This window comes from Streptomyces sp. NPDC018000 (genome assembly GCF_044328025.1).
Classification (GTDB): Bacteria; Actinomycetota; Actinomycetes; order Streptomycetales; family Streptomycetaceae; genus Streptomyces.
On record NZ_JBIRGM010000003.1, the window covers coordinates 215,812 to 238,567 of the forward strand.

18 protein-coding genes, 2 tRNA genes and 1 pseudogene are annotated in these 22,756 nt (G+C 70.5%); 12 read left to right on the forward strand and 9 right to left on the reverse strand.

The features are described 5' to 3' along the window. Positions 1-66 precede the first annotated feature (66 nt). Positions 67-2,667, reverse strand: a complete 2,601-nt coding sequence (locus ACH4EW_RS09480; protein WP_398253767.1) for a hypothetical protein — start codon at positions 2,665-2,667, stop codon at positions 67-69. A gap of 533 nt (positions 2,668-3,200) precedes the next feature. On the opposite strand from ACH4EW_RS09480, the gene ACH4EW_RS09485 reads away from it, so the two are divergent. Then, positions 3,201-3,533: a DUF6412 domain-containing protein gene (locus ACH4EW_RS09485; protein WP_398253769.1), complete on the forward strand. Its 333-nt coding sequence runs from the start codon at positions 3,201-3,203 to the stop codon at positions 3,531-3,533. A gap of 103 nt (positions 3,534-3,636) precedes the next feature. Beyond that, a complete protein-coding gene (locus tag ACH4EW_RS09490) occupies positions 3,637-4,410 on the forward strand; it encodes a YidC/Oxa1 family membrane protein insertase (RefSeq protein WP_398253771.1) in 774 nt (257 codons plus the stop codon). Positions 4,411-4,489: 79 nt separating this feature from the next. On the opposite strand, the gene ACH4EW_RS09495 is transcribed toward ACH4EW_RS09490, so the two are convergent. Next, positions 4,490-4,969, reverse strand: a complete 480-nt coding sequence (locus ACH4EW_RS09495; RefSeq protein WP_398253773.1) for a heme-degrading domain-containing protein — start codon at positions 4,967-4,969, stop codon at positions 4,490-4,492. Beyond that, positions 4,966-6,162 (reverse strand): Gfo/Idh/MocA family oxidoreductase, encoded by a 1,197-nt coding sequence (locus ACH4EW_RS09500; RefSeq protein WP_398253776.1) that lies wholly within the window; start codon positions 6,160-6,162, stop codon positions 4,966-4,968. The genes ACH4EW_RS09495 and ACH4EW_RS09500 overlap by 4 nt, the downstream gene beginning before the upstream one ends. Before the next feature lie 220 nt (positions 6,163-6,382). Here ACH4EW_RS09500 and ACH4EW_RS09505 point away from each other — a divergent pair, with 220 nt between their 5' ends. From ACH4EW_RS09505 to ACH4EW_RS09520, 4 genes are all read left to right on the forward strand, one after another. Beyond that, entirely contained in the window at positions 6,383-7,261 is an 879-nt protein-coding gene (locus tag ACH4EW_RS09505) for a hypothetical protein (protein WP_398253778.1), read from the forward strand. Between the two features lie 198 nt (positions 7,262-7,459). Then, entirely contained in the window at positions 7,460-8,248 is a 789-nt protein-coding gene (locus ACH4EW_RS09510) for an HAD-IIA family hydrolase (RefSeq protein ID WP_398253781.1), read from the forward strand. Positions 8,249-8,376: 128 nt separating this feature from the next. Next, positions 8,377-8,943 carry a hypothetical protein gene (locus ACH4EW_RS09515; RefSeq protein ID WP_398253783.1) on the forward strand — a complete coding sequence of 189 codons (567 nt, stop codon included), beginning with the start codon at positions 8,377-8,379 and terminating at the stop codon, positions 8,941-8,943. A 1-nt stretch (position 8,944) separates the two neighbouring features. Beyond that, on the forward strand, positions 8,945-9,631 hold the full coding sequence (locus ACH4EW_RS09520) for a class F sortase (RefSeq protein WP_398253785.1): 687 nt from the start codon (positions 8,945-8,947) through the stop codon (positions 9,629-9,631). 142 nt (positions 9,632-9,773) lie between these two features. Here ACH4EW_RS09520 and ACH4EW_RS09525 read toward each other — a convergent pair whose 3' ends face one another. Then, positions 9,774-10,646 (reverse strand): alpha/beta hydrolase, encoded by an 873-nt coding sequence (locus ACH4EW_RS09525; protein ID WP_398253788.1) that lies wholly within the window; start codon positions 10,644-10,646, stop codon positions 9,774-9,776. A 37-nt stretch (positions 10,647-10,683) separates the two neighbouring features. Here ACH4EW_RS09525 and ACH4EW_RS09530 point away from each other — a divergent pair, with 37 nt between their 5' ends. Next, positions 10,684-10,824 carry a hypothetical protein gene (locus ACH4EW_RS09530; RefSeq protein ID WP_398253791.1) on the forward strand — a complete coding sequence of 47 codons (141 nt, stop codon included), beginning with the start codon at positions 10,684-10,686 and terminating at the stop codon, positions 10,822-10,824. A 695-nt stretch (positions 10,825-11,519) separates the two neighbouring features. Here ACH4EW_RS09530 and ACH4EW_RS09535 read toward each other — a convergent pair. Continuing rightward, positions 11,520-11,593: transfer RNA gene (locus ACH4EW_RS09535), tRNA-Lys, on the reverse strand. 184 nt (positions 11,594-11,777) lie between these two features. On the opposite strand from ACH4EW_RS09535, the gene ACH4EW_RS09540 reads away from it, so the two are divergent. The 3 genes and pseudogenes from ACH4EW_RS09540 to ACH4EW_RS09550 all read left to right on the forward strand — a co-directional run bounded on the left by ACH4EW_RS09540 (position 11,778) and on the right by ACH4EW_RS09550 (position 16,199). Then, positions 11,778-13,166, forward strand: a complete 1,389-nt coding sequence (locus tag ACH4EW_RS09540; RefSeq protein ID WP_398253793.1) for a peptidoglycan-binding protein — start codon at positions 11,778-11,780, stop codon at positions 13,164-13,166. Positions 13,167-13,347: 181 nt separating this feature from the next. Beyond that, positions 13,348-14,469: pseudogene (locus ACH4EW_RS09545) on the forward strand (SPFH domain-containing protein); the annotation flags it as partial. 41 nt (positions 14,470-14,510) lie between these two features. Continuing rightward, positions 14,511-16,199 carry an AMP-binding protein gene (locus ACH4EW_RS09550; protein WP_398253796.1) on the forward strand — a complete coding sequence of 563 codons (1,689 nt, stop codon included), beginning with the start codon at positions 14,511-14,513 and terminating at the stop codon, positions 16,197-16,199. Positions 16,200-16,293: 94 nt separating this feature from the next. Here the strand turns inward: ACH4EW_RS09550 and ACH4EW_RS09555 are convergent. From ACH4EW_RS09555 to ACH4EW_RS09565, 3 genes are all read right to left on the reverse strand, one after another. Next, positions 16,294-16,367 (reverse strand) — tRNA-Lys (locus ACH4EW_RS09555). A 152-nt stretch (positions 16,368-16,519) separates the two neighbouring features. After that, on the reverse strand, positions 16,520-17,278 hold the full coding sequence (locus ACH4EW_RS09560; protein ID WP_398253798.1) for an IclR family transcriptional regulator C-terminal domain-containing protein: 759 nt from the start codon (positions 17,276-17,278) through the stop codon (positions 16,520-16,522). Between the two features lie 193 nt (positions 17,279-17,471). Then, positions 17,472-18,404, reverse strand: coding sequence for a D-2-hydroxyacid dehydrogenase (locus ACH4EW_RS09565; RefSeq protein ID WP_398253801.1), 933 nt, complete (start codon positions 18,402-18,404; stop codon positions 17,472-17,474). Between the two features lie 219 nt (positions 18,405-18,623). Here ACH4EW_RS09565 and ACH4EW_RS09570 point away from each other — a divergent pair, with 219 nt between their 5' ends. Both ACH4EW_RS09570 and ACH4EW_RS09575 read left to right on the forward strand, forming a co-directional pair. Continuing rightward, on the forward strand, positions 18,624-19,439 hold the full coding sequence (locus ACH4EW_RS09570; protein WP_398253804.1) for a decarboxylase: 816 nt from the start codon (positions 18,624-18,626) through the stop codon (positions 19,437-19,439). A gap of 129 nt (positions 19,440-19,568) precedes the next feature. Next, a complete protein-coding gene (locus ACH4EW_RS09575) occupies positions 19,569-20,669 on the forward strand; it encodes an LLM class flavin-dependent oxidoreductase (protein WP_398253806.1) in 1,101 nt (366 codons plus the stop codon). Between the two features lie 58 nt (positions 20,670-20,727). Here ACH4EW_RS09575 and ACH4EW_RS09580 read toward each other — a convergent pair whose 3' ends face one another. Further along, complete coding sequence (locus ACH4EW_RS09580) at positions 20,728-22,599, reverse strand: putative bifunctional diguanylate cyclase/phosphodiesterase (protein WP_398253809.1); 1,872 nt, start codon at positions 22,597-22,599, stop codon at positions 20,728-20,730. Between the last annotated feature and the right edge of the window lie 157 nt (positions 22,600-22,756).

The window sequence follows — 22,756 nt, forward strand, 5'->3', positions numbered from 1 at the left end:
CCGGGAACGGGCGTTCCCGGGCCATCGGCGGTCTTGTTTCAGGAATGGTTCGGTCGGTGTGCGGTCTCAGCCTGTGCTGCGGCTACGGCGGGCAGCGGTACGGGCGAGCAGACCGCCTCCCAGGAGAGCGGCGGCGACGAGGAGGCAGAGGCCGATCGTCGTGCCGGTGCGGGCCAGGGAGCCGTTGTTCCCGGGCGGGTCGCTGTCGGGCTGGTGGTTCCCTCCGCCGCCGGTGCTGCCGGCGTCGCCGGTCGGGCCGGGGCGGGGCGAGGACTTGGCCGTGGCCGAGGAGGGTGCGGTCGTGATCGGTTTCGTTCCGGGAGGTGAGTCGGCCGGTACGAACGACGCGGTCACGGTGTTGGTGGTGTCCTTGGTGATGTTGCTGGTCGAGCAGAAGAAGTGCGTGCTCTTGCCGACCGCGAGGTCGAAGGTGCCGGCGGCTTTCACACAGGAGGCTTCCCGCTGGTCATCGAGGGTGGCGCCGGTGATGGCGACCGGTCCGGTGTTGGTGACGGTGATCCGCCAGTACGCGGTGCCGCCCCAGGGGACGGTGGTACTCGATGTCCAGGGGCCGGCTCCGTCCTTGCCGCAGGCGGCCTTGTCGGTGGAGGTGCAGATCTCCTTGACGACCTTTGCCTTCGGCAGGCACTTCTCGCCGGGTGCGACGTGGAAGCTCACCCTGTTCGAGGCCACCGGGGCGAGGCTCCCGGTGACGAGGGTGGCCTGGTTGTGCACCGAGGTGACCGCGCAGTCGCTGACCGGCTCGGTCCGGAAGCACATCTGCGGTGCGTCTCCGTCCCAGCTCACGATCACCTGCGGTTGGTTCGTCGGCGTGAACGACGACGTGCTCTCCAGCGCCACGCGGGTGGACACCGTGATCGGCCCCACCGTCGTCGGGATCGAGGAGATGTCCGCGGTCCGGGACGCCGGGTCGAAGGGGAAGGTTCCCAGCGTCTTGCCGGAGGAGTCCTTCACCACCACGGACGAGTCCGCGAACCTCACCGTCTTCGGATCGATGCCGCCCAGCGACACCGTGCTGTAGGACTTCACATGCCCGTTCTGCTCGTCGCAGTAATACTGGGACGGGTCGACCTTCGTCTTCGCCGCCACCCGCAGGCAGGGCGTGCTCCCGGTGACCGGGTCGATCGAGAACAGGTAACCCGCGTGACCGAGGGCGTAGCTGCACTGCTCGTCGTAGGCGAAGCCGTAGAGCATGGTGTTGCCGTTGCCGATGCTCGGGAAGTTGGCGGCTCCGGTGCCGATGTTGCCGAAGCCGGCACACGGCGATTGGGTGGTCCAGTCGTAGCAGTAGGCGGCGCCGCCCTTCGCCCAGGACGGGAACAGCGACCGCGTATGTCCGCCCGGAGCCTCGAAGGTCATCGGGGCCGCGTTGATTCCGCTGCTGTTCATGGTGAGAAGTGCCTGCAGTCCCGGCGGGGACGCGATCGCGTTTCCCTCGGTGTTCCAGCACGGCACGTCGGGGGATGTGGCTGTCACGCAGACACCGGTCTTCTTGCCGTCCGTGTCGTGACGGGGGTAGATACCGAGCGACGACGGGCCGCTCTTGGGTGACGTCCAGCCCGCACAGGCAGCACCGCGGGCGGGGTCAAAGCACCCCACGGCGCCGTTTGCGGTCACGAAGACGCGGTCGTCGACGACGGTCATTCCACCCCGCGTCGCGGCCGACAGACCGATGTCGAACGTCCCGCAGGCGGCGCCCGCGTCCGGATCGAAGCACAGCACCGCACCCGTGCCGGAGACGGCGTAGATCTTGCCGTTCGGGGCCTGGACGACACCGCTGACCGCGTTGGCGGTCGCCAGGGCGGTGAACCCACAGCTCTGCTGCGCCTGGAGGTCCAGACAGCCCACCCCGACCGGGGAAGGGCCCCGGCCGAGGGACGCCGGGTAGTAGAGCTTGGACCCGATCTGCACATAGGTGGGCGAGAAGTTGGTGGCGAGGTCGCCCTTGAGAGCCCCGGCGACGGAGGAGTTCATCGCCTGCGGCCAGGTCCGTGCCTCCCCGGTCGGCGAGGTGCACCCCTTGGAGGTCCGTACCTCCGTGCACACCACCGTGGCACCGTCGGCCGAGTGCGCCTCGTGGTACACGTTCCAGATCTGCGGTGTCTCGACGCCGTTGACCGTGGCGGTGTGGAGGATCGGGATCCACCCGTCACCGCCGGTCTGCTGGGTCACCGGGCTGAACGGCGGCGGCAGAACGGCGGCCTGCGCGGTGGCCGGCGAGGGCGCCTGGGGGTTCACCGCGCGTACCGCGTTGGTCGCCTTCCCGGCATCCTCGGTCCCGAAGGAGCTCCCGCCGTCGGTCGACCACTGCGCGGTGAACCCCGGCGGCACCTTCAGCGATCCCGGAACGAACGTCTGGGCCTGAGGCGTGCTGCCCGGACCGCCCTGGATCACGTCCGTGATCGAGGTGTCCGCCGGGCTCCCGCCCGGATTGGTGTACGAGACCGTCCACTGGATCGCATCGCCGCGGTTGGCGGTGGTCGTGCTCCCGGTGACCACGTCCTTGCCCGTCTTCACCAGCCGCTCGCCGGCCGGCTTCGTTCCGGCCGGCACTCCCGCGGAGTCGGCCGGGCCGGAGACGGTGGCCTTGCTCGGGACGTCGGGTGCCGGCACGGCGAACGATGTGGTGGCGCCCGTCACAGTCAAGGCCGCCAAGGCCGAACCGATGGCCAGTAACCCGTGCGTCCTGCGCGGCCGCCCGGCGGAGCCGGGTCTGAGTCCGTGACGGGATATGCGTGATCCCGGACAGCGTTTCATTGGTCGTTCCTTTCGATCTGTGGGGGCCTGCCGGCTCAGCCGCGCGCCCCCGGACTGCCAGAAGGACCGACCCGAGACACCCGGCCACCAGGAGCAGGGGGACGCCCGCCGGCGGCCACGCGCCGGGCCAAGTCGTCATGAACAGTCGGTACTTCGTGCGATGGGCACGCTACTGGAGCATCCGCCCGCAGTTGGGCCGTTCCGTCTAAAAACCGCTCCCCCTGGGGGGCGATGCAACGAAATGGTGCGTGATCGGGGCCCGCACCGATCAGGCGGCAGGCCCCCTGCCGCGCACTGAGCGCGGACGAGCATGTCGGGCCCATCGTGTATAACGGCTGAGGAGCCGAACGCACACGTGCTCGAAAGGCGCGGGCGGCGTGACACCGGCCGGCAGGCCGCGAAGGAGAGGAAGGGAGGGGCCGATGAAGAGTGACGTGAACCGCCTGCGCGGTGGCCTCGCCCGGCTGCTCCGCCCCGCAGCGCTGCTGCTCTTCTTTGTCACCGAAGTCCTCCTCGCGGAAGGCGGCAGCCTCTCCGCCACCGTCGCGCTCGCCGCCACCGCGGCCGTCGGCTCCGCGCTCGTCGCCGCCTCGGTCATCAGCGCCCGCTGCGCCGTCTCCGTGCCCCGCACCCGGGTCCGTACGGCCATACGCGACCGGGAGAAACGCACCGCGTTCCTGCCGCAGCGAGACCCGGACGCCAAGGGGCGCAGACGCCCCCGAGCGCCCGGCCGCGCCCTTCCGACGGCCGCGTAGGGCTCACAGCAGCAGGTAGCAAGGACCGCTGCGCCCCCTCGCGGTTCGTCATGCCGAGTTCGTTCTTCTTCCCGGCACGACGAGACCCCCGGAGGGCTCACCCATGTCCGTCTTCATGTCCGCATTCGCCGCTCTGGTCGGCGCGATGGCCGATGTGATGCAACCGCTTTTCCAGGGCGCGTCCGCCGCCGCCGCGATCGTGCTGTTCACGGCGCTCGTGCGGCTTGCCGTGCACCCCCTGTCGCGGGCCGCGGCGCGAGGACAGAAAGCCCGCATCAGGCTCCAGCCGCAGATCGCCGAACTGCGCAAGAAACACCGCAAGAACCCCGAGCGCATGCAGAAGGCGCTCATGGAACTGCACAAGGCGGAGAACGTCTCGCCGCTCTCCGGCTGCCTGCCCAGCCTCCTGCAGATGCCCGCCTTCTTCCTCCTCTACCACCTCTTCTCCAGCCCGACGATCGACGGCCACCCCAACGAACTGCTCGACCACCAGCTCTTCGGCGCCCCGCTCGGCGAGCACTGGCACGACGCGCTCGCGCACGGCGGACCGTTCGGGCCCCAGGGCATGGTCTACCTCGGCCTGTACGCGATCGTCACCGTCGTGGCCACCTTCAACTACCGGCGGACGAAGCAGCAGATGGCCGCCAACCCCGTTACCCCGGCCACCGGCCCCGACGGACAGCCGGTCCCGGGCATGGGCATGATGGCGAAGCTGATGCCCCTGATGTCCTACGCCACCCTCTTCACCGTGTCCGTCGTACCGCTCGCCGCCGCGCTGTACGTCGTCACGAGCACCACCTGGACCGCGATCGAGCGGGCATTCCTCTACCGCGACACGCCGGCCACGAGCACCGCCGTGGCCACCACCGCGACGTAATGACCTGGGGGGGGCAGCGAGCACACCGGCCCGGCGGGTGAACGCCGGACCAGTGTGTGAAGAGGTCTTGCCCTTCGCGTCACGCGCCGATCGCCGTCGCGAACTGTTCCAGCGCCTCGACCACCAGGGCGTGGTCCTCCGCCTGGGGCAGGCCCGAGACCGTCACCGAACCGATGACGCCCGCGCCCTCGACCGCGATCGGGAACGAGCCGCCGTGCGCGGCGTACACGTCAGGGTCCAGGCGAGACGCGTCGTCGAACGTCGTCCCCCTCGCCCGGAACCGGGACCCGACCAGGTACGAGCTCTCGCCGTAACGCTCCACGACCCTGCGCTTGCGGTCGATCCAGGCGTCGTTGTCCGCGCTGGAGCCCGGCAGCGCGGCGTGGAACAGCTGCTGTGCGCCGCGGCGGATGTCGATCGCGACCGGGGCGTGCCTTTCCCGGGCCATCGAGACGAGCAGGCCACCGAGCGCGTACGCGTCGTCGTAGCTGAAATGCGGCAGCGTCAGTCGGCGCTCCTGAGCGATGAGCTCGGAGATGGTCGGAGCGGTGGGGTTCATGCGGTCTGCTCCTCGGTGTCGGTGTCGGTGTCGGTGTCGGTGTCGGTGTCGGTACCGGAATCGGCGGGGGCGGGCGGGGGAGCGGCGGGCAGGGACACGGTGATGCCCTCGCGGGCCGAGCGGCGGGCGGCCTCCAGTACGTCCAGGGCGGCGGCGGCCTGGAGGGCGGTCACTGGATTGTCACCCTTTCCGCGCAGTGCGTCGGTGACCGCCGCGTAGTACGCGGGATAGTCGCCCGGCAGCGTGCGGACCGGGGCGCCGCCGCCCGTCAACGGGGACTCGCCCGAGCCGATCCGGCCCCACAGCGCCTCGGGCTCCTCGCCCCACGGCCGGTCCGACGTCGGACGCGCGCCCGCGCGCAGATCGGCCTCCTGCGGGTCGAGGCCGTACTTCACATAGCCGGCGGTCGAGCCGAGCACCCGGAAACGCGGGCCGAGCTGGGCCGTGGTGGCACTGACGTACAGATGCGAGCGGACCCCGTTCGCATGGGTGATCGCGAGAAACGTGTCGTCGTCGGCGGCGGCGCCGGGGCGGCGCACATCGGACTCCGCGTACACCTGTACCGCCGGTCCGAACAGCACGAGCGCCTGGTCGACGACATGGCTGCCCAGGTCGTACAGCAGCCCGCCGATCTCCTGCGGGTCACCCGACTCGCGCCAGCCGCCCTTCGGCTGCGGGCGCCACCGCTCGAAACGGGACTCGAAGCGCTGTACGTCCCCCAGCTCACCGTCCGCGATCAAGCGGGCCAGAGTGAGGAAGTCGTTGTCCCAGCGGCGGTTCTGGAAGACCGAGAGCAGCAGCCCGCGCTTGTCGGCGAGGGCCGCGAGCTCCCGTGCCTCGGCGGCCGTACCGGCGATCGGCTTGTCCACGACGACCGCCAGACCGGTCTCGAGCGCGGTGGTCGCGATCGGGACGTGGGTCCTGTTCGGCGAGGCGATCACGATCAGGTCGAGTCCGTCCGCGCGCTCCCACAGCTCCTCCGGCGAAGCGGCGAACCTTACGCCGGGGAACTCGGCGCGCGCCTGCGCCCGCCGTTCCTCGCTCGCGGTGACGACCGTGTCGAGGACGAGGCCCTCGGTCGCGGCGATCAGCGGGGCGTGGAAGACGGAACCCGCCAGGCCGTAGCCGACGAGTGCGACGCGCAGGGGGGTCTCGGACAGCCCGGGCGTCTCGTGAGTCGCGTTGCCAGTCATGGCTGCCACTTAAGCAACGCTGTTGCCAAAGTCCAAGCCGCGGCTGCATCGAGGTCGGTCTGAGCTGATCGAGCGGTTCCCGGCCGCCGGGCGGGCGGCCCTCCGGCATGCCGGTGCCGGTCGCCTCGCGTGCGAGTGGCAGCGTCGCGGCCCAGAACCGGTGAACTTCGGCGAACGGGGCGAGCCGACCGTTTCGCGAGCAGCGAAGGTGTCCTCCCACATGCTCCCCACCCCGCCCCCGTCCGGCAGGCCTTCCGCTTCCACCCCTGCGTCCATGCCCGCGGCCGGTCCGGTACCCGTCTTTCCGTCCTCCACCGCTTCCACCCCTGGATCCGACGCCCCCGCGAGTCCTCCCTCGCCGCCGCACCCGCTCCACGGCCGGACGCGGCACGGATTCGCGCTCGGGCTGGCGGCGGCGAGCGTGGTTCCCGTCGTCCTCGGTGGCGCATCCGCCGCACCCGCCTCCGCCGGGTCTTCGGCCACCCCGGTGTCGAAGTCGGACTCCGCCACCGCCGACCAGCAGCCCACCTGCGGTGACCCGGACGCGAGTGACTTCCCGATCAGCGCCCGCATCCGCGGAGGCCCGGACACCTACGCGTCCGGCGGTGGCTACGGAACCTGGTTCCTGGATCTCACCAACACCACCACCGAGTCGTGCCGGGCCATCCATCCGGTGCTGGTCCTCACCGACGAGGAACGGAAGCTGACCTCCGACCAGATCCAGCTGAAGTTCTCCGAGCAGAACCGCCCCGATGTGGAGCACCGCGTCACCTGGGAGACCACCGACCAGAACGAACACATCGGCGTCTTCGGTGGCGACGGCGCCGACTCCTTCGACGGCTTCACCGTCCCCGCGGGCCGCACCGTCACCGTCCGGATCCGGATGGCGTTCACCTCGGACACCAGCCCGGGCCGGATCACCGCCAACGCCGCGATCGTCCAGCGGCAGCACGTTGCGAGCGGCGGGGCCGGGAAGGACGACGGGGCCTGGGTCGGCGAGTCCGGCAACTACCCATTCGCCGTCGTCGAGGACAGCGGCGGGAGCGGCGAGACCGGCGAGACCGGCGAGGTCGACGGGACCGGGGAAACCGGAGCCTGATCGGCGGAGGGGCCATGGTGGTCCGGTCCCGCCACCTGCGCCGCCGCCCCCGTCCCCGCCCCTGAGCCGGATTCCGGTCGTATCGGCTGTTTGAGCCGTATCGGCTGTTTGAACGGACGGCCTAAAATCGGGGGCGTCGGCGCTGCACAACGCGGTGCCGCCGGCGTCCCCGCACACGGCGTACGGCAGGAGTCCCACATGGCAGAGCGCAAGCCGATCTCATCCTGGCTCACCGATATGGACGGAGTCCTGATCCACGAGGGGACGCCGATCCCCGGAGCGGATGTCTTCATCAAGCGGCTGCGGGACTCGGGGCTGCCGTTCCTGGTTCTCACGAACAACTCGATCTACACCGCCCGCGACCTCCACGCCCGGCTCAAGCGCATGGGGCTCGACGTGCCCGTGGAGAACATCTGGACCTCCGCCCTGGCCACCGCCCAGTTCCTGGACGACCAGCGGCCCGGTGGTACGGCGTACGTCATCGGCGAGGCCGGGCTCACCACCGCCCTGCACGACATCGGCTACGTCCTCAGCGACCACGAGCCGGACTACGTGGTCCTCGGCGAGACCCGTACGTACAGCTTCGAGGCGCTCACCAAGGCGATCCGGCTGATAAACGGCGGCGCCCGCTTCATCTGCACCAACCCGGACGAGACCGGCCCGTCCGCCGAGGGCCCGCTGCCCGCCACCGGGTCCGTCGCCGCCCTCATCACCAAGGCCACCGGCAAGGCCCCGTACTTCGCGGGCAAGCCCAACCCACTGATGATGCGCACCGGGCTCAACGCGATCGGCGCCCACTCCGAGTCCAGCGCCATGATCGGCGACCGGATGGACACCGATGTGCTGGCCGGCCTGGAGGCGGGGATGCAGACGTTCCTGGTCCTCACCGGTCTCACCACAGTGGCCGATGTCGACAAGTACCCCTTCCGGCCGTCCAGGGTCGTCGATTCCATCGCCGATCTGGTCGACCTCGTCGAGGTGGACTGAGCCCGACGGGGCACCGGCCCGAGGGGGTGGGAGGAAGGTTCCGAGCGGCCCTTGCCGGCCCGCCCCCGCGCGCTCCTGCGGATGCGAAATGCCGAAGCAGGCGTGAACCTTCCCTAAGGAGGTTCACGATGCGTTCGACACCCCTCACGTTCTGTGCCGTCGCGGTCGTCGCGGCGACCCTGGTGCCGGTTCCCGCCGCACTGGCCGACTCCGGATCCGGGTCCGATCGGACGGGCTCGGGCTCGCGCACCACACTCTCGGTGACCCCGACCTCCGCCGCCCCGGGCAGCGAGGTGGCCCTGCGACTGGACGCCTGCAAGGGCAAGGAGGCCAAGGGCACTTCCGATGTCTTCGCCTCCGAGGCGCGCTTCTCGCCCGCCGCGGACGGGGGCCTCTACGCCAAGGCCCGGATCAGCTCGGACGCCGCCGCGGGTGACCACGACATCCGGATCGTCTGCACGGACGACAAAGGCACCACGGCGTCCGGCACGGTCACCGTCACCGACCGCGACCAGTCCACGCCCGTCGCTCCGGTCCGCGCCGGAGGCGGCGGCACCGCCGTCCGCACCGCCAAGGCAGCCCGTCAGGACGGCCCCGGCGCCGTGCATGCGGTGATCGGCCTGGCCCTGGCCGCCGTCGCGGCCGTCGCCGTTGTGTTCTGCCGCGCGCGCCGTTGCCGCCCGGCCGAAGACTGACATGTCTGCCCCGGACCACCCCGAGGGTCACGGCCGACTGCTCACCGGAGTGGCCTGGGCCGCCCTGCTGATGGGCCTGTGGCTCTGGGGCCGCGACATCACCGACGGCTCCGGCGTCGGCTCCGCCCCGACCACCGGCGACATCGCCGCGGTCGGGCGCCCGCTCGGCGTCCCGCTGCCCCCGCCGCACGACCCGATCGAGGGCGCCGTGCCGGAGCGGGTCGAGATCCCGTCGATCGGCGTCAAGGCACCCGTGGTCGCCCGCGGCCTGGACAAGGACGGGGCGATCGCACCACCGCCGTTCGACACGCCCCAGACCGTCGGCTGGTACGGCAGCGGCACCGAGCCCGGCGCGAAGGGCCCCGCCCTCTTCGTCGGTCACGTCGACACCGAGACCAAACCGGCCGTCTTCTACGGGCTCAGTGCGGCCCGCCCCGGCGCCAAGGTCGAGGTGGCCCGTGTGGACGGCACGGTCGCCGAATTCACCATCGACGACGTCCAGGTCTTCACCCGGGAACGCTTCGACGCCGACAAGGCGTACGGCCCTCACAAGAAGGGCCGCGCGGAACTCCGCCTGATCACCTGCGGCGGCACCTTCGACCGGGTGTCGCACTCGTACGAAGCGAATGTGGTCGTCTCGGCCTACTTGACCGGCGAGAAGTCCGGCGGGAGCGGCAGCGACCGATGACCCGGGAACTGCCATGCCCCAGAGTTCTTCTGACGCAGCGTCGACGTCGACGACCGAAACGGGTGACGAACTGGTCGACGCAAGGGTGAACGGCGTCCCCGTCGCCGAGAGACCGGCGGCGGGGACGCCGAAATGTGTGGAGCTAGACCAGGCCGGTCAAGAGGTCCGCGAAGAGTTGCGGCCGGCTGAAGTAGCCTACGTGTGACGTGGCGAGGGTGTGCACCTCGAACGGGTTGTCCGGGGTCAGCTCGTCTGCTTTCCGGATCATGTAGTCCTGGACGGCCGGGGTGATGCTGCGGTCCTCGGACAGGCGGACGTAGGTGTGCGGGACGCGACCCCACCCATCGGCCTGGACCACGGCCCCCGGCTCCAGCACCGAATAGTTCTCGTCCGGGTCCATCGAGTCCAGCAGCACTCGGAACTGGTTGTCGGTTGCGTCGGCCATAACGGCGGATTTCAGTTGGGCGAACAGGGCCGGGTCGGCGTGGGCGCTGCGCCAGTTCAGCCGGGTCACAGCGGGGTCAGGCACGTCCGGCACGGTGATCCGTGCCGCCGCCGCGTCCAGCAGGTTGTCGTCCACCACGTCCCACGACTCGGTCGACTCGGTGAGCATGGCCGGGGCGCTGAGGCACAGCGCGGAGAGGTAGACGACGCGGTCGAGCAGGTCCGGCACGGCGTTGGCGACGGCGCTGACCGTCAGGCCACCGAAGCTGTTGCCGACCAGGACGACCGGCCCGTGTTCGGCGAGCCGGCGCACGGCGTCCACCACGTGCTCCACGTTGTCCCGCAACGTGACACCACGCATCGGGGAGGAAGCGGCGGCCAGCGCCACAATGTCCTGGGGCTGCCGGTAGTAGGCGGCGGGGCTGTCGGCGCGGTCACCGTGGCCGGGTAGGTCGACGGCGTACGAACGGTGTCCGAGCAGGGCCAGTTCGTTCTGCAACGGGCCCCAGGCCCGTGAGTTGCTGGAACCGCCGTGCACGAAAACGAAAGTGGGGCGCGAGTTTGCGCGCATGTTGAAGATCCTCGTCATCCGGAGGTGAACGGTGGACGTGGACCCCGATGCCGGCGCGGCCGACACCACGGGTCAGAACGTCGACCGTGTGCGCGTGGCCTGCCAGTTGTGGATGACGGAACTCATGCCGACGATCATAACAGCGCGTCAGTTGATGCCATCGGTTCACGCGAGCTGACGGGTTCTCGGTGGGAAACCGCGGGTTCGTCGTCGTGCTCCACGGTGTTGGATCCGCGAGTTCAACTCCAACTCGCGACCGCGCCGCATCCTCGTTCTCTACTGCCAGTTCGTCGATCTCGGGCAGGAGGGCCCCCGCGAGCTTGCCGCCGCCGCAGAGCCAGACGTCCAAGCCGGTGTCCTCCTCCCGCTTGAGCTCGCGGACGAGGGCGAGCGGGACGGCCGGGACGACGGTGTCGAAGTGCCGGTTGGGCGCGTCGGTGAGGCCCACGGCGGCGCGGTAGGCGGTCGGGACGGTCTCGGGGTACAGCGTGTTGGTCCAGGCGGAGTAGGCGACGGTCTGCTGTTCGTCGCGCCTCCCGCGCGAGTGCGGTCAGCTGCGGCGACATGCCGGACTAGTGCCGCGACCGGCAGGGTTTGCAGCACATTCGATCCGGTTCGGTTCGCGCCGCGTCCCTCGGCCCCGATCGCAAGGGTGAGAAGGGTGGGTTGCCAGTCATACGTGCGGTTTGCGGAACGCTTGCGGAGGGGGTGCGTGGAGGCGTATGCGAGGACTCTTCGAGCCGCTGAGTGACGGGATGGTGACTGTGTGGCAGCTGTGTGCTGCCTATGGGTCCCGCGAAGGTGGCGATGCGGGGTCCGGTTCGCGAACGAGCAAGGCCCCCTCACATGCAGTGAGGGGGCCTTGACTCTGCGTGCGCCGCCAGGGACTCGAACCCCGGACCCGCTGATTAAGAGTCAGCTGCTCTAACCAACTGAGCTAGCGGCGCCTGCTGACCTGGAGAACTCTACCTGAAGGCGAGGTGTGCTCCTGACCATTTCCCATCCGTCACGGCCTGTCGGATGGTCGTTTTTTCTCTCCTGTCCGTCAAAATGCGACATGTCAGGAGAGTTGAGACACTGGCGCCCGTGCAGATGCGCCCAAAGATCTTGACGAATGCGGAGGGGAATCGCATGACTGTGCCGGCTTTCGAGGAGTACGTACCCGCCATCGACTGCACCTGTGCGGGGTGTGCCGCGCAACGGCGTGCCGCTGCCAGTGCCTTGCCCGTGCGGGACGGAGGTCATCCGGCCGCACATGGAGCGCGCCGCGCGCTCGTGCTGGTCACCACGGCCGGAGCGGTGATGAGCGCCGGCGTGGCCGAGGCGGCGAGTGCGCCGGGGGACCGGGCGACGGAGGCGGCCGGGGCCGCCCGTACGGACAAGGCGACGGTGTCGGTGGACCCGGTGGACCCGGCTGACGAGGGTGCCTCGCTCACCCCGGCCGATCCGGGTCCGGACAGTCCGCAGGGCGCACCGGGGCCGCGGCACGGCGCAGGTGCCTCGGGCCCGCCCTCGTCCACCGGGACCACGCTGCGCAAGACCAGCAGGGCCGCGATCATCAACCGTGCGAAGAAGTGGGTGTCCGCGCAGGTTCCGTACAGCATGAACAAGTATTGGTCCGACGGCTACCGGCAGGACTGCTCCGGCTATGTGTCGATGGCCTGGAACCTGCCCGGCAACGAGTGGACCGGCAGCCTCGCCAAGTACGGGACGCGGATCGCACGGGAGAAGCTGCAGCCCGGCGACATCCTGCTCTTCCACAATCCGTCCAACCCCTCGAAGGGCTCGCACGTCACGATCTTCGGCGGCTGGACCGACTCCACGCACACCCGTTACACGGCGTACGAGCAGACGAAGCCGCACACCCGCAAGCAGACGACGCCCATGGCGTACTGGACCAACTCCGGCAGCTACGTCGCGTACCGCTACAAGGGCCTCAGCAGCGGAAGCGGCAGTGGCGGCGGTTCGTCGACGAAAGCGTTCCCGGGCGCCGGGAATTTCGGCCCCGGCAGCAGAAACAACTACGTCACCCAGCTCGGGACGATGCTCGTGGACCGGGGCGGCAAGCGCTTCTACAAGGTCGGCCCCGGGCCGGGCTGGGGTGAAGCCGACCGGCGTGCGACCCAGGCCTTCCAGAAGGCCCAGGGCTGGAAGGGCAAGGAAGCGGACGGCATCCCCGGCCCCGACACCTGGCACCTCCTGGCCAACGGGACCGGTCGCGACATCCCCGGCACCCGGAGCGGGAGCCGGAGTGGGGGCGGCCAGGGTGATTCGAGCTCGGCTCCGACGTTTCCCGGGCGGGGCCACTTCCGGCCCGGCCAGTCGAACAGCCATGTCGACAAGCTCAGCAAGCAACTGGTGAAGAAGGGATTCGGCAAGTACTACCTGTCAGGACCCGGGCCCCGGTGGACCGAGGCGGACCGGCGCAATGTCGAGGCCTTCCAGCGGGCCCAGGGCTGGCGGGGCGGAGCGGCCGACGGCTACCCCGGTCCGGAGACCTGGCGACGACTCTTCGCGTGACAAAACGGACATGACGGAGGCGGGAATGGGATCCACGGTGTCGGACAGCTCCGGAACCCCGGAGAACGGGAGGGAACGGGAAGGGGAGCGGGAGAAGGCGCAGGCTTCGGCGCGGGCGCGGGGCTCGGACCGGGCGAAGGCGCGCGACGGGGCCGAGCGGTCCGGCGACGCCCCGTGGAGGACCGGGCGGCATCACGCGGTCATCGCCCATGAGCGGACCGCCACCATCCCCGTACACCTGCTCTTCCGCGAGGACGCCGAGCCCGCCGACTCGGCCGCGCCCCCCGCCGGTGCGATGCGGCGGGGAGCCGGTGGTGACCAGCCGGCGGCGGGGATGCGTCGGCCGCCGGCGCCGAGGGCGCCGCAGGTGCGGCCTCCGACACGGCCGGCGCCGACCGCTGATCCACAGCTTGCCGAGCGGCCGGGGCCCGCGCTGCCCGGCTGGCTGGCGCTGCTCGCCGCGCTGGCCGGAATCGTTGCCGGTGGCGTTGTCCTCCGGGAGGTCGGCGCGCTGCCCGCCGCCGCGCTCGCCTGGTTCGGAATCGGCTCGCGACCGTACGACGGGATAGGTCCCGGCGCCTGGGCGGCGCTCGCCGCGCTGGTGGTGGCGGTGCTCTTCGCGCTCGGCGGTCTGAGCCGCGGACGGGTCGGGTACGCCTGGGTGCTGACGCTCTTCGGCGAGTACCGGGGCACTGTGCGGCGGACCGGGCTGATGTGGATCAGCCCGCTGCTGCTGCGCCGCCGGGTCGACGTACGCCTGCGGCACTGGCGCAGCGAACCGCTCCCCGCCGTGGACGCCAACGGTACGGCGCTGCGCGTGGTCGTCCTGGTCGTCTGGCGGATCAAGGACACCGTACGGGCGGCGCTCGGGGTCGCGGACCACGAGGCGTATCTGCGCGAGCAGGTCGAGGCGGCGATGGCCCGGGTCCTCTCGCAGCTGCCCGCCGACGCCTTCCACGAGGACGCGCACACCCTGCGCAACGCGGAGGCGGTGGGTGATGCGCTGACCCGGATACTGAAGGCGGACTGCGAGCCGGCCGGCATCGAGGTGTACTCCGCGCAGCCGACCGGAATCGAGTACGCGCCGGAGGTCGCCGCGGCCATGCAGCGCCGCCGGATCGCCGCCATCGACGCCAAGCACCGTGACAGTGTGCTGACTTCGGTGGTCGACGCCGTGGACGACACTGTCAACCGGCTGACCGCGAGGGGGCTTGTGGAGTTGGACGACTACGAACGCAAGGCGCTGGTCAAGGACTTGACGGTGGCCTTTTACACCGGACGCGGTGGCGGGGAGGGGGCCTGAGGGATTCAATTCTGACGTACAGTCAGTTAACGTGCGGCGCCATGGGGAGCGCAGGCACCGTCGCGGAGCTCGTACAGCGCCAATGGGGCGACCACCGGCCCGGACTGAGATCCGAGGACACCGTCCTCAGCCATCACCAGGTCGCCTCGGGCGCTGCCGTACGGGCCGCGCTCCTGGCGGATCTGCTGCCGACGGGCAGCGAACCGCACCTCGGGGTGCTGCTGGACAACACACCCGAATTTCCTCTCTGGCTGAGCGCGGCGGCCCTGGCCGGGGCCGCCGTCGCCGGGATCAACCCCACCCGGCGCGGCGCCGAACTGGCCCGCGACATCCTGCACACCGACTGCCGTGTCCTGATCACCGAACGCACGCATCTGCCGCTGCTCGACGGCCTGGATCTGCCGGGCGTACGGGTGCTGGTCACCGACATCGACGAGTACGCCGAACTGCTCGCCCCGTACACCGGAGCGAAACCGGGCGACACGGTCCTGGCCGATCCCGGGCCCGGAACCCGGATGCTGCTCTACTTCACCTCGGGCTCGACCGGCGCTCCCAAGGCCGCGATCTGCTCCCAGGGGCGGCTGGCGGCGGCCGGGCAGTCCCTCGTCGAGCACTTCGGCGTCCGGCGCGAGGACATCCACTACATCTGTATGCCGATGTTCCACGGCAACGCGGTGATCGCCGACTGGGCGCCCGCGCTGGCGGGCGGGGCCGCGGTCGCGCTGCGCCGCCGCTTCTCGGCCTCCGGTTTCCTCGACGACGTACGGACGCACGGGGCGACGTACTTCACCTATGTCGGCCGCGCCGTGCAGTATCTGCTGGCCACCCCCGAGCGCCCCGACGACCGCGAGCACCCGCTGCGGCTCGGCTTCGGCACGGAGGCCGGTGCGGTGGACGCGGCCCGATTCCGGGAGCGGTTCGGGGTGCGGCTGGTCGAGGGCTACGGCTCCTCCGAGGGCGGCGCGGCGATCCAGCGGACCCCGGACACCCCGGAGCGTGCGGTCGGGAGGGCGGCGGCACGGGACGATCTCGCGGTCGTCGACCCGGAGACGGGTCAGGAGCGGGCCGCCGCGGTCTTCGACGCGTCCGGAAGACTGATCAACGGGGTGGACGCGATAGGGGAGCTGGTCAACCGGGGCCGTACGCCCTTCGAGGGGTACTGGCGCAATGAGGCGGCGGACGCGGACCGGCTGCGTGGGGGCTGGTACTGGACCGGGGACCTCTTCTTCCGGGACGCCGACGGCTTCCTGTACTTCGCGGGCCGCACGGACGACCGGCTGCGGGTGGACAGCGAGAACCTGGCCGCCGCGGTGATCGAGAACATCCTGTCCCGCTGGGAGGACGCGGCGGCCGTGGCGGTGTACGCGGTGCCGGATCCGGTCGCCGGAGACCAGGTGATGGCGGCGCTCGCGATGCGGGAGGGCGTCGCCTTCGACCCGTCCGCCTTCGCCGCGTTCCTCGGGGCGCAGACGGACCTGGGCACGAAGATGGCACCCCGCTTCGTACGGATCGTTCCGGCGATGCCGGTGACGGCGACGAACAAGGTGCACCGGGCGGGGCTGCGCCGCGAGGGGTTCTGGGACGCGGGGTCTGTGTGGTGGCGCGGCCGGGGTGGCGCGTATGACTTCTTCGGGGGCGAGCAACTGGCGGCCCTGCTGAGCGAGTACGAGGCACACGGGCGTGACGGCCTTCTGCTCTCGATCAAACGCCCGCCCGGTGCGGATGTGTAAGGCCGGTCGGTCCAAAACGTTCGTACATTTTGATAGGCAACACAACGCACTGGGCGGTTCACGTGTGTACGTGAACCGCCCAGTGCGTTGTCTGTGCGCCGCCAGGGACTCGAACCCCGGACCCGCTGATTAAGAGTCAGCTGCTCTAACCAACTGAGCTAGCGGCGCCTGCTGACATGAAAATAATACCTGCTTCCGAGGGGTGCTGATGACGACCGGACAAAACGGGACTCACCAATCCAAAACGAACTCTTTCAGCAAGATCAAGTCCGTCCCGGGGCACCCAGACCCCCTCGCGCGAACCTCCATGGACAGAACGCCTAGAGCGCCAGCGACAGAAGCACGGGTGCCGCCCGCCGATTCAGCGTGGCCGCCGCCGCGCGCAGGCGATGCGCATCCTCGACAGGCAGGGACAGTGCCAGGCAGCCCGCCGACGACCCGGCCGTGAGCGGTACCGCCGCGCACACCGTGCCGACCGCGTACTCCTGGAGGTCGAGCACCGGGACCGTCGCCGGCTGGCTGTCCAGCTTCGAGAAGAGCACCTTCTCGTTGGTGATCGTCCGCGACGTGAGCCGGGCCGTCTTGTGGCGCGAGAGGTGGTCGCGGCGGCCGTTCTGGTCGAGCTGGGCCAGCAGGCACTTGCCGACCGCCGAGGCGTGCGCGGAGGAACGGAAGTCCACCCACTCGTTGACCGCAGGGGTACGGGGACCGTCGGCGTACTGCGTGACGCGGATCTCGCCGTCGACGTACCGGCTGATGTAGACCGCCGCGCCGACCGAATCGCGCAGCTGCGCCAGCATCTGCTGGAGCCTGGTCTCCAGGGCCTGTCTGCGGGCCGCGCCGGAGCCGAGGAGCAGCAGCGAGGATCCGATGACATACGCGCCGTCGGTGACCTGCTCGACGTATCCCTCGCGGCGCAGCGTCAGCAGCAGGGGGGTGAGATGCCCGACGGGCAGTCCCGTCTCCCGGGAAATCTGGGTGTCCGTCACACCGTTGCTGTACTTGGAGACCGTTTCGAGAACACGAAGGGCGTACTGCACCGAATGGAACGGTGCGGTCGGTTCGGGCTTCAATGCCACGGTTTCCCCCACCAGGTTGCGGCCGCAAGCTCTGCCACCACGATAGCCTCCAAGAGTCCTTTCCGGGGCGGCTGTTGGCGACTCGATGGGGCGCCCCGGCGCGCAAGCCGAAGCGCACGCGTTTGGCATATGCCATTGTCACAGCCCTTAGGCGAGTGACGAGGTCACAGCACCGCGGTGAGGAACTCTCGCGTCAACCGCGCTGCTTGTCCACCACGTTCGGCAACGGCTCCCCGGCCGCCCAGAGTTCGTACATCTCCACGAACTGCTCGCCCAGCCGGTCCCGCCAGCCCGCCGTGTCGCCGCTCATGTGCGGCGACACGATCAGATCCGGTACGTCCCACAGCGGGCTCTGCGGCCCCAGCGGCTCCTGCTCGAACACATCGAGCGCCGCGCCCGCGATCCAGCGCTTGCGGAGCGCGGCGACCAGATCGTCCTCGACGACCATCGGGCCGCGCCCCACATTGATGAAGCGGGCCGACGGCTGCATCAGCCCGAAGAACCGCGCGTCGAACATGCCCCGGGTCGACTCCGTCAGCGGCGCCGCGCAGATCACCCAGTCGGCCATGGAGGCCAGTCGGTCCAGCTCTGCCACGCCGTGGATGGTGCGCCGCGCGCGACGTCCCACCAGCGCCACCTGGACCCCGAGGGCGATCAGCAGCCGGGCGATCTCCCGCCCGATCGGGCCCGCGCCGACGACCACCGCACGGCTGCCGGCGACCTGCGTGCTCTCCCTGTGCCGCCACAGCCGCCGGTGCTGGAGCTCCAGCGTGCCGGGAAGGTCCTTGGCGAACGCCAGCACCAGGCCCGTCACATACTCGGCGATCGGCCGCTCGAAGATGCCCCGCGCATTGGTCACCACCGTTTCGGAGGCCGTCAGCTCCGGGCAGAGCAGCCGGTCCACGCCCGCGCTCGCCGTATGCACCCATGCCGGGCGCGGTCCGTCACCGGGCCAGGCGGCCCGTACCGCGTCGGAGGTGAAGTCCCACACCAGCAGTACGTCGGCTTCCGGCAGCTGCGCGGCGAGTCCGGCCTCGTCCGTGTACCGGACGGCGGCCCGGCCGGTCAGCCGGCCGAGACGCGGCGACGGGTCGGTGTCCAGGACGAGCAGGGTGGGCTCTGACATGAGAGACGGTCGCTCCGCTGCGTCTGAGATGTGCGGATTGACCACGCTCGCATCCGCGCCCGACTTCGTCAACAGGTCGCAGTGGGGGCGGCGAGGGATGGGGGAATACTGGGGAGAGATGGGCGGAAAAAGTAACGAGACATCTCTTAATTGGGCATCTCGGACCCGACCGGCCTCCGAATACCCGTTCAGGCACCCGCAGGAACAGGAAGGGCGGACATGACGACCCTCGGTTTTCTCTACCCGGGCCACCACTATGCGGAGGACGACTTCCCTCGGATGGAGATCCTGCTCGACGCCGTCAGACTGGTCGTGAACCACACCGGCGTCGACGAGGACGTCTACGGGATCGACGCGCTGGTACGGACAGGCGCGCCCGAATGCCTGGCCGCCGGAGTGGCGGAGCTGCAGCGGGCCGGTGTCGAGTCCGTCGTGTGGGCGAGCAGCGGCGGAAGCTTCCTGTACGGCTGGGAGGGCGCCCATGAGCAGACCGCCGCCCTGGCCCGGGCGGCAGGCGTGCCCGCCTCCAGCACCTCCTTCGGTTTCATCCATGCGGTACGGGAGCTGGGCGCCACCCATGTCGCCGTCGCCGCGACCTATCCCGAGCACATCGCCGCACTGTTCGCCGCCTTTCTCCGGTCCGCGGGCATCGAGGTGGCCGCCACCCACGCTGCCTCTCTCGCCTCCGCCGCCGAGGCCGCCGCCTGGGACCTGGACAAGGTGAAGGAACTCGTCACAGCCGCGGACCGGCCGGAGGCCGAAGTGATGCTGCTGCCCGACACGGCCCTGCACACCGTCTCGCACGTGACGGAGCTGGAGAAACTCCTCGGCAAGCCGGTCCTCACAGGGAACCAGGTGACGGTCCGGGAAGGGCTGCGGCTGGCGGACCGCCGGACCTGGTCCCCGAGGCTCGGCAAGATCTTTGCCGAGCGCGAGGCGCCTCCGGCCCCGGTGGCCAGGTGGGGCGAGGGCCGGGAGCGCGCACACAGCGGAAAGAAGGGGTGGCCCGGAAAGCAGACCCACTCCGGCTGGTGAGCCGAGCGGAAAGCCGGTGGCCCACGGGTCGGCCGGACCGACCGGGGGGAATAAACGGAGACCACCTCCTGTTGCGGTGCTGCGGACGTATGAGCCGGACGAAAGCACATCACCGAAAGAGGCCAGGACGTGGACGAGATCCGAGGCGGCGGCGAGATCCGTGGCAAGGCGGAGGGGGCGGCCACCGTTCCGCTCTCCGTGCTGGACCTGGTGACCGTGGGCCAGGGCCGCACCGCAACCCAGGCCCTGCGCACCAGCGTGAACATTGCACAGCTTGCCGAGCGCCGCGGATTCCACCGCTACTGGGTCGCCGAACACCACTCGATGCCCGGCGTCGCCTCCTCCTCACCGGCCGTGATCCTGGCCCACCTCGCCGCCCACACCGAACGCATCAGGCTCGGCTCCGGCGGCGTGATGCTGCCCAACCACGCACCGCTCGTCATCGCCGAGCAGTTCGGCACCCTGGAGGCCATGGCCCCCGGCCGCATCGACCTCGGTCTCGGGCGTGCCCCCGGCACCGACGGCGTGACCGCGGCCGCCCTGCGCCGCACGGACCGGCTCGGCGAGGGTGCCGAAGACTTCCCGCAGCAGCTCGCCGAGCTGACCCGGTTCCTGGACGACGACTTCCCTGACGGCCACCCCTACGCCCGTATCCACGCGGTCCCCGGCCCGGTCCAGGCCACGGCCGAGGGCGGGGTCCAGTCCCCGGCCCGCCCGCCGATCTGGCTCCTCGGCTCCTCCGGCTTCAGTGCCCGGCTGGCCGGCGTACTCGGCCTCCCGTTCGCCTTCGCCCACCACTTCTCGGCCCAGAACACGGTGCCGGCCCTCGACCTGTACCGCGAGTCGTTCCGGCCGTCCGCGGTGCTCGACGCCCCGTACGCGCTGATCGGCGTCTCGGCCCTGGCCGCCGACGACGAGCGCGAGGCCCGCCGCCAGGTGCTCTCCGGCGCCCTGTCCATGGTCCGCCTGCGCACCGGCCGCCCCGGCCTGGTCCCGACACCCGAGGAGGCGGAGGCATACGCCTTCAGCCCCATGGAGCGGGAGTTCGTGGACAGCTGGCTGGTCAACATCGTCCACGGCACGGCGGACGAGGTCCGTACGGGCCTCGACGACCTGGCCAAGCGCACCGGCGCCGACGAACTGATGATCACCGCCAACGCGCACAGCGGCGAGGCCCGGCTGCGCAGCTACGAACTGATCGCGGACGCGTACGCGCTGCCGAGGCTCTGAGAGCCCGCCGGGGCTATCGCCCCCAGGTCGTAAGGCCGCCCCCATGTGCCGACCGGCCTCAGACCTTCAGGCTTCCGCCGCCGATCAGCTCGGCGATCCGCTCCGGGGCCACCGCGCGTGAGTACAACCAGCCCTGCCCGGTGTCGCAGCCGATTCTGCGCAGCCGTTCCGCCTGGCCTGCCGTCTCCACGCACTCCGCGGTGACCGTCAGGCCCAGGCGGTGCGCCAGTTCCACCATCGCCTCGACGATCGTCTCGTCGGCGGGGCTCGGGCGGTCGCCGTCGTCGCGGCGGAAGCCGCGTACGAACGAGCCGTCCAGCTTCAGTACGGAGACCGGCAGCCGGCTCAGATAGGCCAGGTTCGAGTAGCCGGTCCCGAAGTCGTCGATGGCGATCCGTACACCCATTTCACTGAGCGACTGCAGGGCCTGGAGCGGGCGGCCCGCCGAGCCCATCACGGCGGACTCGGTCAGCTCCAGCTGCAGCAGTCCGGGATCGAGACCGGTCTCGGCGAGGATCTCCGCGACATCGGTGACCAGGTCGGAGTCCCAGACCTGCCGTACGGCGACATTGACGCTGATGAAAAGCGGCGGTTCGTCCGGGTGGTCGAGCTGCCAGCGCCGGGCCTGGCGGCAGGCGGACCGCAGCACCCACCGGCCGAGCTGGACGATCGAGCCGTCCTCCTCGGCGATCGCAACGAACCGATTCGGCGAGAGCATGCCGAACTGCGGGTGGTTCCAGCGGACCAGTGCCTCCACCCCGCGTACGACTCCGTCGGCCATGCCCACCAGCGGTTGGTACTCGATGGTGAACTCACCGCGTTCGACGGCCGGCCGCAGGTTGGAGGAGAGCGTCTGCCGGGTCATCCGGTGGGCGTTGCGCTCCGGGTCGAAGACCGTCCAGCGGGCCTTGCCGTCCGCCTTCGCCCAGTACAGCGTGGTGTCGGCGGCCTGCATCAGAGCGGTTGCCGAGGTGCCGGCCACGGCCCGTTCCACCACCCCGATCGAGGCCGACACGGAGAGCCGCTGCCCGCCCAGGTCGAAGGGCTTCTGCAGTGCGGCGAGGACCCTGCGGGCCAGGTCGGTGAGCTGCTGTGTACCGGCGGAGCCCTCGACCAGGATCGCGAACTCGTCGCCGCCCAGGCGCGCCACGAGATGTGAACCGGGGCGGTGCGGGCCGTCCTGGGCCGCACAGTCGGTGAGCCGTGAGGCGACGGCGGCGAGCAGCCGGTCGCCGATCCGGTGGCCCATCGTGTCGTTGACGGCCTTGAAGCCGTCGAGATCGAGATAGCAGAGCCCGATACGGCCGCGTCCGGCGAGACTGTCGTCCTGGTATGGCCGGGGCTCCAGGGCGGCCGAGAGCCGTTCGAAGAACAGCGTCCGGTTGGGCAGCCGGGTCACCGGGTCGTGCATCTGGAGGTGGCGCAGCCGCTTCTGCAGCTCCCGCCGGTCGCTGATGTCCGCGACGGAGAGCAGCACCCGGCCGGGCCCGGGGCCTTCAGCCCGGCCGGCCTCCGGTTCGGGCATCGGCACGACGGTGATCTCGGCCCACATCGAGCGCCCGTCGGGGTGCTTGAGCGTGCGGGTGCAACGGAACCGTGAGCGCCGGCGGCGTAGCACCTCGCGGTACGCGTGCCAGGTACGGCCGTCCGCCGCGAGGTCGAGCAGATCGGCTGCCGACTGTGTGGACAGCGCCGCGGCGGAGAAGCCGAGGAGGCCGCCGAGGGCGTCGTTGGCGGTGACGACCAGGCCCTCGTGGTCGACGACGGCCATCGGGAGCGTGGCGGCGCGGAAGGCGGCCCGGTAGCCGTGCGGCTCGGACCCTTCGATTCCGGCAGGGGGCCACGGAGGGTGACGCTCCGTGCCCGACGGTCCTGCGGAATGGGGGGGTGTGCCTGCCGCGGGCCTCAGCCCTTCGGAGGTTCCGCTCACCGTTCGCTCCCGCCGTGCAGTTCTGTCCTGAACAGGTGTGGCCGGACTGGCCCGCCGCGCGGGACGCCGTTGTTCGGAGGCGGAAACCACGCGGGAAAGCCTGGTGAAGCATAGAGGTTGGTGCGTCGGCCGTTCCAGCGCCCAACCCCTTCACGCC